This is a genomic window from Candidatus Microbacterium colombiense (assembly GCA_029203165.1).
Lineage (GTDB): Bacteria > Actinomycetota > Actinomycetes > Actinomycetales > Microbacteriaceae > Microbacterium > Microbacterium colombiense.
In genome coordinates this window covers 3,487,209-3,502,836 of record CP119308.1, presented here as the reverse complement: position 1 = coordinate 3,502,836, position 15,628 = coordinate 3,487,209, and the positions used below count along the sequence as shown (strand labels likewise).

At 70.2% G+C, this 15,628-nt stretch carries 15 protein-coding genes; 10 read left to right on the top strand and 5 right to left on the bottom strand.

Annotation, left to right across the window (positions count from 1 at the left end; translation table 11 throughout):
- The first annotated feature begins 120 nt into the window (after positions 1-120).
- Positions 121-3,774 (top strand): bifunctional proline dehydrogenase/L-glutamate gamma-semialdehyde dehydrogenase, encoded by a 3,654-nt coding sequence (locus P0Y60_17065; protein ID WEK60989.1) that lies wholly within the window; start codon positions 121-123, stop codon positions 3,772-3,774.
- Here P0Y60_17065 and P0Y60_17060 read toward each other — a convergent pair.
- Complete coding sequence (locus tag P0Y60_17060) at positions 3,722-4,066, bottom strand: hypothetical protein (protein ID WEK60988.1); 345 nt, start codon at positions 4,064-4,066, stop codon at positions 3,722-3,724. The genes P0Y60_17065 and P0Y60_17060 overlap by 53 nt on opposite strands.
- Positions 4,067-4,088: 22 nt before the next feature.
- Between P0Y60_17060 and P0Y60_17055 the strand changes: the two genes are divergently transcribed.
- The 6 genes from P0Y60_17055 (at position 4,089) to rocD (ending at position 8,625) form a co-directional block, all read left to right on the top strand.
- The gene (locus P0Y60_17055; GenBank protein ID WEK60987.1) at positions 4,089-4,469 is read left to right on the top strand and encodes a hypothetical protein; all 381 of its coding nucleotides are present in this window, start codon (positions 4,089-4,091) and stop codon (positions 4,467-4,469) included.
- Between the two features lie 75 nt (positions 4,470-4,544).
- On the top strand, positions 4,545-5,009 hold the full coding sequence (locus P0Y60_17050; protein WEK60986.1) for a hypothetical protein: 465 nt from the start codon (positions 4,545-4,547) through the stop codon (positions 5,007-5,009).
- A complete protein-coding gene (locus P0Y60_17045) occupies positions 5,009-5,230 on the top strand; it encodes a helix-turn-helix transcriptional regulator (protein WEK60985.1) in 222 nt (73 codons plus the stop codon). Before P0Y60_17050 ends, P0Y60_17045 begins: the two co-directional genes overlap by 1 nt.
- Positions 5,227-6,225 carry an NAD(P)-dependent alcohol dehydrogenase gene (locus P0Y60_17040; GenBank protein WEK60984.1) on the top strand — a complete coding sequence of 333 codons (999 nt, stop codon included), beginning with the start codon at positions 5,227-5,229 and terminating at the stop codon, positions 6,223-6,225. Before P0Y60_17045 ends, P0Y60_17040 begins: the two co-directional genes overlap by 4 nt.
- 331 nt (positions 6,226-6,556) lie before the next feature.
- Positions 6,557-7,435 (top strand): N-dimethylarginine dimethylaminohydrolase, encoded by an 879-nt coding sequence (locus tag P0Y60_17035; GenBank protein ID WEK60983.1) that lies wholly within the window; start codon positions 6,557-6,559, stop codon positions 7,433-7,435.
- Complete coding sequence (gene rocD, locus P0Y60_17030) at positions 7,432-8,625, top strand: ornithine--oxo-acid transaminase (protein WEK60982.1); 1,194 nt, start codon at positions 7,432-7,434, stop codon at positions 8,623-8,625. Before P0Y60_17035 ends, rocD begins: the two co-directional genes overlap by 4 nt.
- A 135-nt stretch (positions 8,626-8,760) precedes the next feature.
- Here the strand turns inward: rocD and P0Y60_17025 are convergent, their stop codons facing one another.
- The 4 genes from P0Y60_17025 to P0Y60_17010 form a co-directional block, all read right to left on the bottom strand.
- The gene (locus tag P0Y60_17025; protein ID WEK60981.1) at positions 8,761-9,096 is read right to left on the bottom strand and encodes a hypothetical protein; all 336 of its coding nucleotides are present in this window, start codon (positions 9,094-9,096) and stop codon (positions 8,761-8,763) included.
- 85 nt (positions 9,097-9,181) lie between these two features.
- The gene (locus tag P0Y60_17020) at positions 9,182-11,098 is read right to left on the bottom strand and encodes a BCCT family transporter (protein ID WEK60980.1); all 1,917 of its coding nucleotides are present in this window, start codon (positions 11,096-11,098) and stop codon (positions 9,182-9,184) included.
- Positions 11,099-11,130: 32 nt separating this feature from the next.
- Entirely contained in the window at positions 11,131-12,459 is a 1,329-nt protein-coding gene (locus P0Y60_17015; protein WEK62938.1) for an MFS transporter, read from the bottom strand.
- Positions 12,460-12,464: 5 nt separating this feature from the next.
- Complete coding sequence (locus P0Y60_17010) at positions 12,465-12,905, bottom strand: MarR family transcriptional regulator (protein ID WEK60979.1); 441 nt, start codon at positions 12,903-12,905, stop codon at positions 12,465-12,467.
- A gap of 81 nt (positions 12,906-12,986) precedes the next feature.
- Between P0Y60_17010 and P0Y60_17005 the strand changes: the two genes are divergently transcribed.
- From P0Y60_17005 to P0Y60_16995, 3 genes are all read left to right on the top strand, one after another.
- On the top strand, positions 12,987-13,736 hold the full coding sequence (locus P0Y60_17005) for a copper homeostasis protein CutC (protein ID WEK60978.1): 750 nt from the start codon (positions 12,987-12,989) through the stop codon (positions 13,734-13,736).
- 32 nt (positions 13,737-13,768) lie between these two features.
- Positions 13,769-14,635: an alpha/beta fold hydrolase gene (locus tag P0Y60_17000; protein ID WEK60977.1), complete on the top strand. Its 867-nt coding sequence runs from the start codon at positions 13,769-13,771 to the stop codon at positions 14,633-14,635.
- 219 nt (positions 14,636-14,854) lie between these two features.
- Positions 14,855-15,592, top strand: coding sequence for a DUF1684 domain-containing protein (locus P0Y60_16995; GenBank protein WEK60976.1), 738 nt, complete (start codon positions 14,855-14,857; stop codon positions 15,590-15,592).
- The last annotated feature ends 36 nt before the right edge of the window (positions 15,593-15,628 follow it).

Here is a 15,628-nt window from a genome sequence, read left to right as displayed (position 1 = left end):
CGCGCCGCCGCGACACGTGACTCCCCGGCGCGCCGTCCGTCGCATCCGAAGTCGTGCCCGGGCGGCGTGGCTCCAGGCGAGGCGCCGGGCAGGAGACAGGCGGAGTCCTAGGCTGAGGGGATGGTCGAGTCGTCGCCGTCGCCGTCGGATGCCGGTGCATCCGCACCCCTCGCAGAACGCGCCGTCGAACTCGCGCGACGGTGGGTGATCGAGGCGGCAGCCGTCGACGTGGATCCCGCGGCCGAACGGCTCGCCGGCGTGCTGCAGGACCCCAACGGACTGCCCTTCACCCTCGGTTTCGTCGACGGCGTGATGCGTCCCGAGAGCCTGGGGGCCGCGGCATCCCGACTGCACCGGCTGGCGCCGATCGTGCCGGAATTCCTCCCCTGGTACCTGCGCGGTGCCGTGCGCGTCGGCGGAGGGGTCGCGCCGATCCTGCCGGCCCCGGTCGTGCCGATCGCCCGCCGCGTGCTGCGCGAGATGGTCGGACACCTCGTGGTCGATGCGCGTCCGGCGAAACTCGGTCCGGCGATCGAGAAGATCCGCGAGTCCGGTTCGCGTCTCAACCTCAACCTTCTGGGCGAGGCCGTGCTGGGTGAGGCCGAGGCGAGACGCCGGCTCGACGGCATCCATGATCTGATCCGCCGCCCCGACGTCGACTACGTCTCGGTCAAGGTCTCGGCGATCATCAGCCGCATCTCGATGTGGGCGTTCGACGAGGTCGTCGATCAGGTGGTCGAGCGTCTGCTGCCGCTGTATCTCACGGCCCTCGACACTTCGACGTTCATCAACCTCGACATGGAGGAGTACCGCGACCTCGACCTGACGATCGCGGTGTTCACGCGGCTGCTGGAAGATCCGCGGCTGCAGCGCCTCGAAGCCGGCATCGTGCTGCAGGCCTACCTGCCCGATGCGCTGCCCGCCCTGCAGGAGCTGACCGCGTGGGCCCGCGAGCGTGTCGAGCACGGCGGTGCGCCGATCAAGGTGCGACTGGTCAAGGGGGCCAACCTCGCCATGGAGCAGGTCGAGGCGAAGATGCACGGGTGGACGCCCGCGACCTACGACACGAAGCTCGACACCGACGCCAACTACCTGCGCTGCCTCGACTGGGCGCTGCAGCCGGAGAACACCGCGGCCGTGCGCCTCGGCATCGCCGGTCACAACCTGTTCGGCATCGCCCACGCCTGGCTGCTCGCGGGCGAGCGCGGCGTGCGCGAGGCGGTCGAGTTCGAGATGCTGCTCGGCATGGCGCAGGGGCAGGTGCAGGCCGTCTCCCGCGAGGTGGGGCCGGTGCTGCTGTACGTGCCGGTGGTCGCGCCCGCCGAGTTCGACGTGGCCATCAGCTATCTGGTGCGGCGGCTCGAAGAGAGCGCCTCGTCGGAGAACTTCCTCTCCGCCGCCTTCCGCCTCGACGACGACGAGGTGCTGTTCGTGCGCGAGCGGGACCGTTTCCTCGATGCGCTCGACCGCTCGGTCGAGCCGACGTTCTGGCAGGGCCCGCGCCGCACCCAGAACCGACTCGCCCCCATGCACGAAGCCGTGCGACCCGTGCCGGTGGCCCCGGCGCCCGAAGCTGACCTGACCAAGGCCGTGCTCGGCATCTCCCGCGGATCCGACGGCGAAGCCTTCCTCGAGACCGCCGTGTACTCGGCGCGCGAGCTGGATGCGGATGCCGGTGGCGCACCGGGATTCGCGAACGCGGTCGACAGCGACCCCGCACTCCCGTCCAACCGCGAATGGGCGCGCGACGTGCGCGAACGCATCGCCGGTTCGACCGCCGGCGACGACACCCTGGCCGCGGCGCACGTCGTCGAGCCCGCCGTGCTCGACGAGCGGATCGATCAGGTGCACGACGCCGCCGCGTCGTGGGCCGCTCGCCCGGCGACCGACCGGGCCGAGGTGCTGCTGCGAGCCGCCGCCTCGCTCGAGTCCCGCCGCGGCGAACTGATCGAGGTCGCGGCATCCGAGACGGGCAAGGTCTTCGCCGAGGCCGACGTGGAGGTCAGCGAGGCCGTCGACTTCGCCAGGTACTACGCCGCGAAGGCGCGCGAGCTCGATGCCATCTCGGGGGCGGCGTTCGTGCCGGCATCCGTCACCGTCGTCGCCCCGCCGTGGAACTTCCCGATCGCCATCCCCGCCGGAGGAGTGCTGGCCGCGCTCGCCGCAGGATCGGGCGTGGTGTTCAAACCCGCCCCCCAGGCGCGCCGTTGCGCCGCGGTCGTGGCCGAAGCGCTCTGGCAGGCCGGCATCCCGCGCGATGTGCTGACCCTCGTCGACATCGAGGAGGGAGAGCTCGGTCAGGCGCTGATCACGCACGAGAGTGTCGACCGCGTCATCCTCACCGGGTCGTGGGACACGGCCGCGCTGTTCCGATCGTGGCGCCCCGAGTTGCCGCTGCTCGCCGAGACGAGCGGCAAGAACGCGATCATCGTCACACCGTCGGCCGACCTCGACCTGGCCGTCGCCGATCTCGTGAAGAGCGCATTCGGGCACGCGGGGCAGAAGTGCTCGGCGGCGTCGCTCGCGATCCTCGTCGGCCCGGTCGGACGCTCGCAGCGGTTCGCCCGACAGCTCGCGGATGCCGTGCGCTCGCTGCACGTGGGCTGGCCGAGCGACCCGCTCGCCGAGGTGGGCCCGGTGATCGAGAAGCCGCAGGGGAAGCTGGCGTGGGCACTGACCGAGCTCGAGGGCGACGAGCAGTGGCTGATCGAGCCGTCGGTCGCGGTCGACGACGAGACCGGCAGGCTGTGGCGCCCCGGGGTGCGGGTGGGCGTGCAGTCCGGCTCGCGCTTCCACCTCGAGGAGTTCTTCGGCCCCGTGCTCGGGATCATGCACGCGCCGACGCTCGCTCGGGCGGTCGAGATGCAGAACGCCGTCGCCTACGGCCTGACCGCGGGCCTGCACACTCAGGATCCTGACGACCTCGCCTTCTGGCTCGACCGGGTGCAGGCGGGCAATCTGTATGTGAACCGGGGCATCACCGGGGCGATCGTGCAGCGGCAGCCGTTCGGCGGATGGAAGCGATCCTCGGTCGGCCCCGGCGCGAAGGCCGGCGGGCCCAACTATCTGATCGGTCTCGGCACGTGGCGCTCTCAGTCGGGGGCGACGGCATCCAGCACCCTGCATCTGCGCGGACTGGACTCGCGGATCACCGGGCTGATCGAGTCGGCGCAGCCGTCGCTCGACTTCGACTCCTTCGAGTGGCTGCGGCGCGCGGCGCTGTCGGACGCCCTCGCGTGGGATCGCGAGTTCGGTCAGGTGCGTGACGTGTCGCGCCTCGGCATCGAGCGCAACCTGTTCCGCTACCGTCCGCTGCCGGTCGAGATCAGAGCGTCGTCGGATGCGCGGCTGCAGGATCTGCTGCGCACCGTGCTCGCGGCGGTGCGCGCGGGGGCGCGGTTCACGCTGTCGACGCCGGTGGGTCTGCCGGCGGCCGTGCGGCATGCGCTGGGCGACCTCGAGGCTCCCGTGTTCATCGAGAGCGATGAGGAGTGGATCGAGCGGATGCTGCGCCGCGCCGACGTCGTCGAGCCCACGGAGACGCCGGTCCCGCGCGTCGACCGGGTGCGTCTGGTGGGGCCGCGCGAGGAGGTCGCCGCGCTGCGCGGGGCGCTGTCGACGGCGGTCGAGGGCGACCCGGATCTCGCGGTGTACGACGGCGAAGTGACCTCGGCCGGTCGCATCGAGCTGCTGCCGTTCGTGCACGAGCAGTCGATCACGATCACCGCGCACCGGTACGGCAACCCCGACCGCACCTTCGCCGACGTGATCTGAGGGCTCGGTGACCGACCTCGGCGATCTCGAACGCGCGTGGCGCGAGGCCCGCGATGGTGAGACCGGCGATGCCTACGGCACGGCCCTGGAGGCCGCGGGGCGCATCGCCGATGCGGCGGAGGTGTTCCAGGCGCTGATCGACGCCGACTACCTGATCGGCTACTACGACCTCGCGTGGTTGGAGCGCGACCGCGGCGACCTGCGGCACGCGCGTGCGCTGCTGCAGGAGTTCCTCGCCCGCCTCGACCTCGACGACGAGGATGCGGATCTCCCGGCCGGCGTTCTCGGCCATTGGCAATGGGATCAGGACCATCGTGTCGAGGCCGAGCCGCTTCTTCGTCGTGGTGCACGTGCCTACCCGAGTGCGCGTGCTGATCTGGCGCATCTCCTCGTTGCGACGGAGCCGCGCCGAGGAGGCGGAGCGGGTGCTCCGAGCGGGAGTCGAGCTCGACGAGGTCGAGAGCCACCTCCCGTTGGCCAATCTTTTGGAGAGCAAGGGGGATGTGGGCGAGGCGATCGAGCTTCTCGAGCGCGGCTATCGGCTCGGCGACCCGCACTCGGCGTACAACCTGTATCTGATCCTCCACGAGCGGGACGCCGAGAAGGAGGCACGCACGTGGCTGTGGCGAGCCGCGGAAGGCGGCGACGAGGTGGCGATCCGTTGGCTGGCCGAATCCTCCGAGGGGCTCGAATAGTCCGTTGGCGATGACCGCCACAGGGTGCGTGTAAAGAATTCTTGACACGCTGGGCCAGCCCGACGTACTCTGAGCGTGTCAATAATTCTTTACACGGGAGTCGTCATGGTCTACGAGGAACGCAACGCGTGGTCGGGGCTCATCGTGAGCCCGATCGTCATGATCGTCTACGTCGTGCTGGTGCTGCAGCAGGCCGGTGGAGGTCCGCTCACCGACGTGGACTGGTTCCCGCTGATGCTGTGGGTCATCGGCGGCGGCATCGTCGCGACCATCGTCATCAGCGTCGGCTGGGGGATCATCGCCGGCATGAAGGATCCGGATGGTGCGGGCCGATCCGACATCCGCGACCGCGACATCGGCAGGATGGGCGGACGCGTCGAGCAGGGCTTCGTGGTGATCGCCGGACTCGGCGTGATCGCCCTGTGCGCGGTGGGCGCCGACGTCTTCTGGATCGCCAACACCATGTTCGCCGGCTTCGCGATCTCCGCGCTCATCGGCGGCGTCGCCCGCGTGATCGCCTACCGCCGGGGGCTGGTGTGATGGTCAAGCCCACACTCGTCTCGAACAGCATCCGCCTGCATCGCGAAGCCGCCGGTCTCACCCAGGCCGAGCTCGCGCGCACGGTCGGGGTGACCCGGCAGACCCTCATCGCGATCGAGCAGGAGAAGTACTCTCCGACGCTCGAGCTCGCGTTCCAGATCGCTCGCGCCTTCGGCGTGGGGCTCGACGAGCTCTTCCAGTACCCGGAGGTGAACGCATGAGCGACACGATGCGCGCGTGGCAGCGTGAGACCTACGGCCCCGCGTCCGGTACGACTCTCGCCGACCGGCCCCTGCCGGTGCCGCGTCGCGGCGAGGTGCTGCTGCGGGTGCGGGTGACGGCGCTCAACGCGGGTGATGTGCGCCTGCTGCTGGGCGATCCGCTGCTCGTGCGTCCGATCTTCGGTCTCACCCGTCCGAAGAATCCGGTGCGGGGGATGGATGTCGCGGGCACGATCGTCGCGGTCGGACCCGACGTGGTGGGGGCCGAGGTCGGGGAAGAGGTCATCGGCGAGCTGGCCGGCGGTGGAGGGCTCGCCCCGTACGCCCGGGTCGCCGCCTCGCGGCTCGTGCCGCGGCCGGCCGATGTCGCCGCCGAGCTCGCCGCGTGCCTGCCGGTCGCCGGAGGTACGGCGTGGCAGGCGCTCGACCTCGCCGGTGTCGGGATCACCACAACGGGTGCGCCGCGGGTGCTGATCATCGGGGCGTCCGGAGGCGTCGGCACCCTCGCCGTGCAGCTCGCCGCGTTGCGTGGCGCCGAGGTGTGGGCGACGTGTGGCGCGCGCAACGCCGCCCTCGTCGAGCGACTGGGCGCCGTGCGCACGCTCGATCACCGCAGCGAACCCCTGAGCGGGCTGCCGGCTGGACACTTCGACGCCGTCATCGACATCGCCGGAGGGATGCCGCTGCGCCAGCTGCAGCGCCTGGTGGGGCCGGGCGGCACGGTCGTGCTCGCGACCGGTGACGGCGGGCACGTGCTCGGCCCGATACCGCGGATGCTGAAGGCCGCAGCCCTGTCGATCGGCTCGCGCCGCCGCATCCGTCCGCTCGCCGCATCCACCAGACCCGAGGTGCTGCGCACACTGCTGGAGCTCACGGCCGAAGGGCGCATCGTGCCCGTGATCGAGCGCGAGTACGCATTCGCAGACGCACGCGCGGCGCTGGAGCACGTCGAGGCCGGACACACGGTGGGCAAGGTCGTCGTCCGCGTGGAGTGAGTGGACGTGTGGCGGAGCGCCCCGTGAAGTTGACACCTGTTGTCGCTCTGAGGCTTCGTATGCGGCAATAGGTGTCAACTTCGCGTCAGCGGCGTGCGCGGACTTGGCACCTGTTGTCGCTGTTCGGTCGTGATAGCGGCGTGAGGTGCCAACTTCACTGAGGGGCGCACGCGGGCGTGCGCTCTGGCGGGGCACAGGCGGCGGATGACACAATGGGGTCTGGCGTGCCCGAGTCGCATCTTCCCCGCGCCGGCTCTCATCGAGCGGCGGGTCGAAGGACCGCCGGGCCCCTGGACAGCGTCCGCCGTGTTCTGTTCGTAAAAGGAGCATCATGTCGACGCCTGAGACCGCCGTCACCACCCTGCCGGCCCGCACTGCGCACCACCGCCGCTACCTCATGTGCAAGCCGGAGCACTTCACGGTGAACTACTCCATCAATCCCTGGATGGAGCCGGCGAACCCGACCGACACCGCCAAGGCCGTCGCGCAGTGGCAGAAGCTGCACGACCTGTACCTCGAGCTCGGTCACGAGGTCGAGCTGATCGAGCCCCTCGCCGACTACCCCGACATGGTCTACACCGCGAACGGCGGCTTCCTGATCGACGGCCGGGCGTACGTGCCGAAGTTCCGCTTCGTGGAGCGCGCCGGTGAAGCCCCCGCGTTCGCCGACTGGTTCCGCGGCGCCGGCTACGACACCGTCATCCCGGAAGAGGTCAACGAGGGCGAGGGCGACTTCCTGCTCGTGGGCGACGTGATCCTCGCCGGCACCGGTTTCCGCTCGACCGGCGACAGCCACCGCGAGGTGGGCGAGGTCTTCGGCCGTGAGGTCGTCTCGCTGAACCTCGTCGACCCGCGCTTCTACCACCTCGACACCGCGATCGCCGTGCTCGACCCGGTGCAGGGCGAGGAGAACGGCGGCCCGGAGCGCGCCAACATCGCCTACCTCCCCGGCGCTTTCGACGACGCCAGCCGCGCGATCCTCGAAGAGCGCTTCCCCGACGCGATCCTGGTGTCGGACGAAGACGGCTCGGTGTTCGGGCTCAACTCCGCCAGCGACGGCTACAACGTGGTGATCTCGCCGCGCGCGAAGGGCTTCGAGACGCAGCTGCGCGAGCGCGGCTACAACCCGATCCTGATCGACCTCTCCGAACTGCTGCTCGGCGGCGGCGGAATCAAGTGCTGCACCCTCGAACTGCGCGGTGCCGAGTGACCGGCCGCGACGGGACGGCGCAGACGCACGTCGCCCACAACTACCACCCGCTGCCCGTCAACATCGCCCGCGGTGACGGCGCCTGGGTGACGGATGTCGAGGGCAAGCGGTACCTCGACCTGCTCGCCGCGTACTCCGCGGTCAACTTCGGCCACCGGCATCCGGCTCTCGTGGCCGCCCTCACCGAGCAGCTCGGACGCGTCACGCTCACCAGCCGCGCGTTCGAGAGCGACCGGCTCGAGCCCTTCGCCGCCGCGCTCGCGAAGCTCTGCGGCAAAGACCTCGTGCTGCCCATGAACACGGGAGCCGAAGCGGTCGAGACCGGCATCAAGGTGGCCCGCGCGTGGGGCTACCGCGTGAAGGGGATCGCCGACGGACGCGCGCGCATCATCGTCGCGGCCGGCAACTTCCACGGACGCACGACCACGATCATCAGCTTCAGCGACGACGAGTCGGCGCGCGAGGGCTTCGGTCCGTACACCCCGGGCTTCGACGTGGTGCCCTACGGGGATGCGGATGCCATCGCCGCCGCCATCACCGACGACACGGCCGCCGTGCTGATCGAGCCGATCCAGGGCGAAGCCGGGGTCGTGATCCCGCCGGAGGGGTACCTGCGCCGCATCCGCGAGATCTGCGACGAGAAGAACGTGCTGTTCATCGCTGACGAGATCCAGGCCGGACTCGGCCGCGTCGGCGAGACGTTCGCGTGCGACCGCGAGAGTGTGGTGCCGGATCTGTACCTGCTGGGCAAGGCGCTCGGCGGCGGCATCCTTCCCGTATCCGCGGTCGTGGGTAACGAGGACGTGCTCGGCGTCATCCGCCCGGGCGAGCACGGCTCGACCTTCGGGGGCAACCCGCTGGCTGCGGCCGTCGGGTTGCGCGTGGTCGAGATGCTCGAGTCGGGGGAGTTCCAGGAGCGCGCCCGCGCCCTCGGTGCACACCTCGGCGAGGCACTGCAGCCGCTGATCGGCAAGGGCGTCACCACGGTGCGCATCGCCGGGCTCTGGGCGGGCGTCGACATCGACCCGGCCAAGGGAACCGGGCGCGAGATCGCGGAGAAGCTTCTCGATCGCGGCGTGCTCGTGAAGGACACCCACGGTCAGACGATCCGCATCGCGCCGCCGCTCGTGATCCGTGCGACCGAACTCGACTGGGCCGTGGAGCAGCTTCGGGTCGTGCTCGGGGCGTAGCGGCATCCGTCCGTCGGGCCCGACGATTCACGGAACCGATGACGATTCGCCGACGAATCGTGCAGATTCCTCCGCGATTCGTCATCTCCTCGGCGAATCGTCGCCGAACCCGAACCCGAACCCGAAACCGTCCGCTCAGGCGGGCGGGTTGTCGGGGTCGAGCAGCTTGAGCGTGTCCTCCTCGGCGGGGTTGTCGGCGCTGAGCTGATCCTCGGTCGTGGCGTCGCCGCCGAGCGGGGCGGGCTCGTCTTCATCGCGGCTCGCGTCGCCCTGGATCGCGCCGTCGGTCGCGTGGCCGTGGCCGGCGTCGCCCTGGATCGCCCCGTGTGGGGAGTCTCCGTGCGAGCTGTCGCCCTGGATGGCGCCGCCCTGGCTGCCGCCCTGGGGGTCGTGGCCCTCGGTGCCGTCGACGTCGGTCGCGCCTTCTGCGGGGTCCTGCGAGTGCGGTGTGGTGTCGCTGTTCTCAGTCATGTCGCGACGGTACGTCCGGGATGCTGCGCACGGCACCCCCCTTGACACCGCCCCGAAGGGCTAGGCGGGTTCAGTCGGCAGGCGCTCAGCGCGGGTATCGGGGCGATTCGTCCTCGCCGTGCGACGGCACGTCTGGGTCGTCGTGGCCGGAGAGCTCATCCGACGACACCAGGTCGTCGACGTCGAGGGTGGCCGGACCGGCATCCGCCTTCGACTCGGTGCTCAGCAGCTGCGCCGGGATGCGGATCGGCGTGGTCGGAGCCACCGGCAGCCCGAGGCGCCGTTGCAGCGACCGCATCCACCGCGGCTGGGCGCCGATCACGCCGCCCTCGTCGCGCGACTCGACCTCGAGCCCGTAGTAGTCACCGATCTTGTCGATCAGCTGCGCACGCTCCGCCCGGGCATACGCGCGTCTCTCGCGCGTGAAGGCGACGACGGTCGACCAGCAGATCAGCAGCATCACCACGCTGAACGGCAGGGCGATCGTGATCGCGGCGGTCTGCAGTGCGGTCAGTCCGCCGGCCAGCAGCAGGGCGATCGCGAGGGCCGCGGTGACGGCGACGAAGAACGTGCGGATCCAGCGCTTGGGATTCTGCTGGCCGCCGGTCGCGATCATGCCCATCACCAGCGCGCCGGAATCGGCGGAGGTCACGAAGAAGATCGCGATCAGCAGCACGGCGCCCAGGCTCACGATCGTCGACCCGGGAACGTGCTCGAGCAGACCGAAGAGCGCCCCCTGCAGGTCGACCGTGCCGTCGGCGCCGGTGAGCGTGCCGGGATCCTTCAGCTCGATCGCGAGGGCCGAACCTCCCAGTACGGCGAACCAGAGGATGCCGAGCAGTGTCGGCACGAGGATGACGCCGGCGACGAACTCCCGCACCGTGCGCCCCTTCGAGATGCGCGCGATGAAGATGCCCACGAATGGCGCCCACGAGATCCACCAACCCCAGTAGAACGACGTCCACTGCGCCTGCCACTCCTCGCCGGCGGTGCCCTGGAAGGCGCTGACGTTGAACGAGAGACCGACGAAGTTCTGGATGTAGTACCCGATCGACTGCACGAAGTCGCGCAGGAGGAACTCGGTGGGGCCGACCACGAGCAGATAGAGCACGAGCAGCCCCGCCATGACGAGGTTGGCGTTCGACAGCCACTTCATGCCCTTGGTCACACCCGACAGCACCGACATCAGCACGAAGACCGAGATGACCAGGATGATGATGACCTGCGTGCCCTCGTCAGGCTTCGCGAGTCCGGCGGCGCTGAGGCCGGCGCTGATCTGGATGACCCCGAGGCCGAGCGAGGTCGCGACGCCGAACAGGGTGCCGACCAGGGCGATCACGTCGATCGCATGACCCCATCCGCCTTCGACGCGCTTGCCGAGCAGCGGCTCGAGGGTCCAGCGGATCGAGATCGGACGCTTGCGGCGATGGATGGCGTACGCCAGCGCGAGGCCGATCACGACGTAGATCGACCAGGCATGCACGCCCCAGTGCAGGTACGTCTGACCCAGCGCGGCCTGTGCCAGCTGCTCGGGGGTGCCGGTGACGCCGGGGCGCGGGGTCGCGAAGTGGGTGAGGGGTTCGCTGACGCCGTAGAACACCAGTCCGATGCCCATGCCGGCGGCGAACAGCAGTGAGAACCACGACATGAGCGAGAACTCCGGCTCGTCGTCGTCGCGGCCCAGCTTGATGTCGCCGAAGCGGCTGAACCCGAGATACAGGCTGAACGCCACGAACACCGCGGCGATCAGCACGTAGTACCAGTTGAAGGCGTTCACGATCGTCGACTGGATCGTGCCGAACAGCGCCTCGGCGATGTCGGGCGCGGCCAGAGTGAACGCCACGAAGGCGATGATGATCGCGGTCGCGGGCCAGAAGACCCAGCGCTGTACCGGGGGGAGGGAACGGCGGGGTGCACCCGCCGCGGCATCCGTCTCTGTTGTCGGCCCCGTCGTCGGGGGTGTCGCATCGACCTGCGGGGCGTCGTTCTCCGGTCCGCTCATCCCTCAACGGTATATCGGGTGCGGTCGGGAGGTCAGTCCTTCGGGCGCGGGGAGCGGATGGGGGTGGTCACCGCTGCCTCGTCGCTGAACTCCACCGGGTCGACCTCGTCGATGACGCTGAGGGGGCGCGTCTCATCGAGCGTGAGCAGGAATCGGCGGTTCTCATGGCGATGCAGGCGTCCCGAGGTGAACACCCAGATCGCCCCGATCGCGCACGCCACGAAGCCCGCCGTGCCGCCGAGCATGATCGCGGTACGCGGGCCGAACTCGTCGGCCACCCAGCCGGCGATGGGAGCGCCCACGGGGGTCGAGCCCATGATCACGGCCATGTAGAGCGCGAGCACGCGTCCGCGCAGCGCGGGGTCGGTGGTCATCTGCACGTAGCCGTTGGCCGTGGTCAGCAGCGTCACGATCATGAAGCCGGTGAACATCAGGGTCACGGCATACGACACGTAGCTCGGCATCGCCGCAGAGACGAACGCCGCCACACCGAACCCTCCCGCGGCGAAGATCACCACGCGCACCCGGGCGCGGTCGCGGCGCGCGGCCAGCAGCGCGCCGGCGAGCGAGCCGATCGCGAGCACCGAACTGAGCACGCCGTAGCCGTCGGCCCCGGCGCCGAACTCGATCGCCATGGTGGAGGCGAAGATCGGGAAGTTCATGCCGAAGGCGCCGATGAGGAACACCGTGACGAAGACGACGCGCAGGTCGCTGCGGCCCCAGACGTAGCGGAATCCAGCGGCCAGGCCGCCACGGCTCCGGTGCTTCGGGCGCGGGGCGAGCAGGCTCGTGCGCAGCATCATGAGCGCCAGGATCATCGCCAGGAACGTGGCGGCGTTGACGATGAACACCCAGCCCGAACCGATCGCCACGATCAGCAGACCGCCGACGGCCGGTCCGATCATGCGCGCCAGGTTGAAGGATGCCGAGTTCAGCGCGACGGCGTTGGAGGTGTCGCCGCTCGAGACCATGTCGGAGACGAACGCCTGGCGTGCAGGGGCGTCGAACGCGTTCACGATGCCGAAGCCCAGCGCGAAGCAGAACATCATCGGCAGCGTCATGACGCCGTTCAGCAGCAGCACGCCGACCGCGATCGCGAGGCCCAGCAGCAGCGTCTGGGTGGTGAGCAGGATGCGGCGCCGCTCGAACCGGTCGGCGACCCACCCTGTGAGGCTGACGAGTACCAGCGGCGGACCGAACTGCAGGGCCATCGTGACGCCCATCGCCGTGGCGTCGTTGTCGGTCAGCTCGGTGAGCACGACCCAGTCCTGGGCGGTCGCCTGCATCCATCCGCCGACGTTCGAGACGAGGGCTCCGGCGAACCAGATGCGGTAGTTGATGTTCGCGAAGGAACGGAACATGGCGCTCATCGGTCCGTCACCCTCCGCATCAGGGCACTCGCGGCGCGCAGCGTCTCGAGTTCGTCGGCGGTGAAGTCGAGCTCGGCGAGCATGCCGGCGAGCAGCTCGTCACGACGGCGGATGGTCTCCACCACGATCTCAACGCCGGACTCGGTGATGTCGACCTGCACGCGGCGCCGGTCGTCTTCATCCGGGGTGCGCACGACGTAGGCCTGCTCCTCGAGTCCGTTGACGGTGCTCGTCATCGAGGGAGCGGTCACCCGCTCGTGCTCGGCGAGAGCCGAGATCGTCAGGCGGCCGCGCATGCGGAGCGTCGCCAGGACGGCGAGCTGGGCATCGCTCACGCCATGGGTGGCGCGCACGGAGCGCAGCCGACGGGCGAGGCGGAAAGTGGCCATGCGCAGATCGACGGCGGTCAGGTGGACGGGATCTTCGGCAGCAGTCATTACTTAGTTAGTCTATCTAACCTTTTTCCGCCGCGGGCGGTGGATGCCGTCGCCGCCGCGCCCACCGGGCAGAATGGAGGCGTGACCCGAACGCTCGCCTTGGAACTCGCCGTGCAGGACCCCACCGGAGTGCGCATCGCCGCAGAAGTCGGCGCCGCGCGCGTCGAACTCGCCACCGCGCTCGCGCTGGGAGGGCTGACCCCCTCGCAGGCGACGATCGAGCTCGCGGTCGAGGCGGCCCGCGAGGTCGCTGACGATGCCGGGCCCGAGGTGCACGTGTTGATCCGCCCCCGCGCGGGCGGGTTCCACTACGACGCCGACGAGCTGGCGACCGCCGAGCGGGACGTGCGCCTCGCACTCGCCTCCGGTGCGACCGGCGTCGTGATCGGTGCGCTCGACGCCGACGGGCTCCTCGACCTCGACGCCATGACCCGGCTCCGCGATGCGGCCGACGGCGCTCCCGTCACACTGCACCGCGCGATCGACGTGACCGCCGACCCCGTGGCGACGCTCGCCGCCGCGCGCGGTCTGGGGCTGCGCCGCGTGCTGACCTCGGGCGGTGCCTCGGCCGCGATCGACGGCATCGACACGCTGCGGGCGCTGGTCGTCGCCGCCGAGGGCGAGATCGAGATCATGGCGGGCAGCGGTGTGGATGCCGCCACAGCGCCCGCGCTGGCGGCGATCGGCGTCGACGCCCTGCACTTCTCCGCCAAGCGCGCGGTGCGCGAAGACGGCGGGGTGCGCATGGGGTCGGCGTCCGACGGCGTCGGCGGCTACGAGGTCACGGATCGCGACATCGCCCTCGGGGTGCGGGCGGCCCTCGGCCTGTAGCCGGTCCTCTCCGCCATGGGTAGGCTCTCAGCGTGACGGATACGCGAGAGTTCACGGATGCCCACGGCATCGCCATCGTCTACGACGTCCACCCGGCGGAAGGAACTCCACGCGGTGTCGTGCAGCTCCTGCACGGCGTCGGCGAGCACGCGGGGCGTTACGGCACCCTGATCGCCGCGCTCACCGGCGCAGGTTTCTCGGTGTATGCCGATGATCACCGCGGGCACGGGCGCACCGGCATCCGGCAGCATGAGGGCCCGGCGGGCCTCGGGCGTCTGGGCAAGGGCGGACTGCGGGCCGCGGTGGAGGCGGTGTGGCAGCTCACCGGCATCATCCGCGACGAGAACCCCGATCTGCCGCTCGTGCTGCTCGGCCACTCGTGGGGATCCTTCCTCGCGCAGATGCTGCTGAACGACCATCCCGAAGCGTGGGATGCCGTCATCCTCTCGGGGTCTGCACTGCGCATGCCCGGATCGCTGAACGCGGCGCCGCTGAACGCGCGCTGGGCGGGGCCGGATGCGACCGGATTCGAGTGGCTCAGCCGTGACCCCGCGGTCTGGCAGGAGTTCGCTGACGATCCACTCACCACCGATGTGCCGTTGCTCAAGCTGTTCGGGCCCATCGAGGCCGCGAAGCTCTACGGCCGCCCCGCGAAGGACCTGGTCTCCCGTGGCGGCGACATCCCGCTGCTGCTCCTGGTCGGACGCGACGATCCGGTGGGTGGGCCGCGCAGCGTGCACAAGCTCGCCGAGGAGTACCGCACGCGCTCGGGCCTCACCGACGTGACGACGCTGGTCTACCCCGACGCGCGGCACGAGATCTTCAACGAGCTGCAGCAGGACGAAGTGCGCGCCGACGTGCTCTCCTGGCTCGACAAGCACGTTCCGCCCCGCGATTGAGGGCGGTACCGGCCTCAGACCGAGGCCGGCCCGGTGGGCGACCGGCCATTCCTCCGGGTCGCCGTGTTACGCGCTGTGAACGCGCGTGACAGCCGGTGAAGCCCCGTGACACCGATCGCACGACCGTGGAGTGGCCCGACATAGATTCGGGTCAACATTCCGCGGACGAGCTGAGGTGGGCCCCTGCACGGCGCCCTCGCACGGGAGGGAACGGCTCCGATGAGTTTCGAGAAGGACTGGCAGGACTGGCACGCGTCGCGTGAACGCTATGCCGGGGCCGAGTACGGTCCGGCCGCGCTCGAGTCGACCAACTGGCTCATCACCATGCCCGCGGCGGTCGACGGCATCCCGGGCCTGTGGGCTCTGACCGGCGACGGCGGCATCCACGGCAGCGATCTCGGACAGTCGGGCGAGAGCGTGGCGCTCCGCGGCGTGCAGACGCTGCGGCTCGGTCGACGGGAGCTGCGACGCTTCACCCGCAACGGCACCGTCGCGCTGCGCGTGTACAACCCCGCGCGGTTGGAGCGGGAGCGGTTCAGCGCGATCGACGTGTATCGTCCGGATCGTGCCTGGCGGGTGCCCGCCCGCTTCGAGCCGACGCCGGGCGAGCAGGTCGTGATCACCACGGTCGACGGCGACGCGCGGGAGTCGCCCATCGCCGGACGCCTGCACTTCACGCTGCGCGGGAAGGAGCACCAGCTCACGGTCACGCGCTCCTCGCAGGGCGGACTGAGCGCGGTGTTCGGAGATGCGACGAACGGTCGCGAGACCTATCGGTTCCGGTTCCTGCCGGTCGATGAGCCGGACGAGGACGGCACGGCCGTGATCGACTTCAACCGCGCCTACCTGCCGCCGTGCGCGTTCTCGGACCAGTTCGTGTGCCCGCTGCCGCCGGAGGGCAACCGCTACTCGATCCCGATCCGTGCCGGTGAGCGGGCGGTCGTGCTCGGCCGCTGACGCGCGGTCACGCCGTGCGGGGCGGTGCGGACTTAA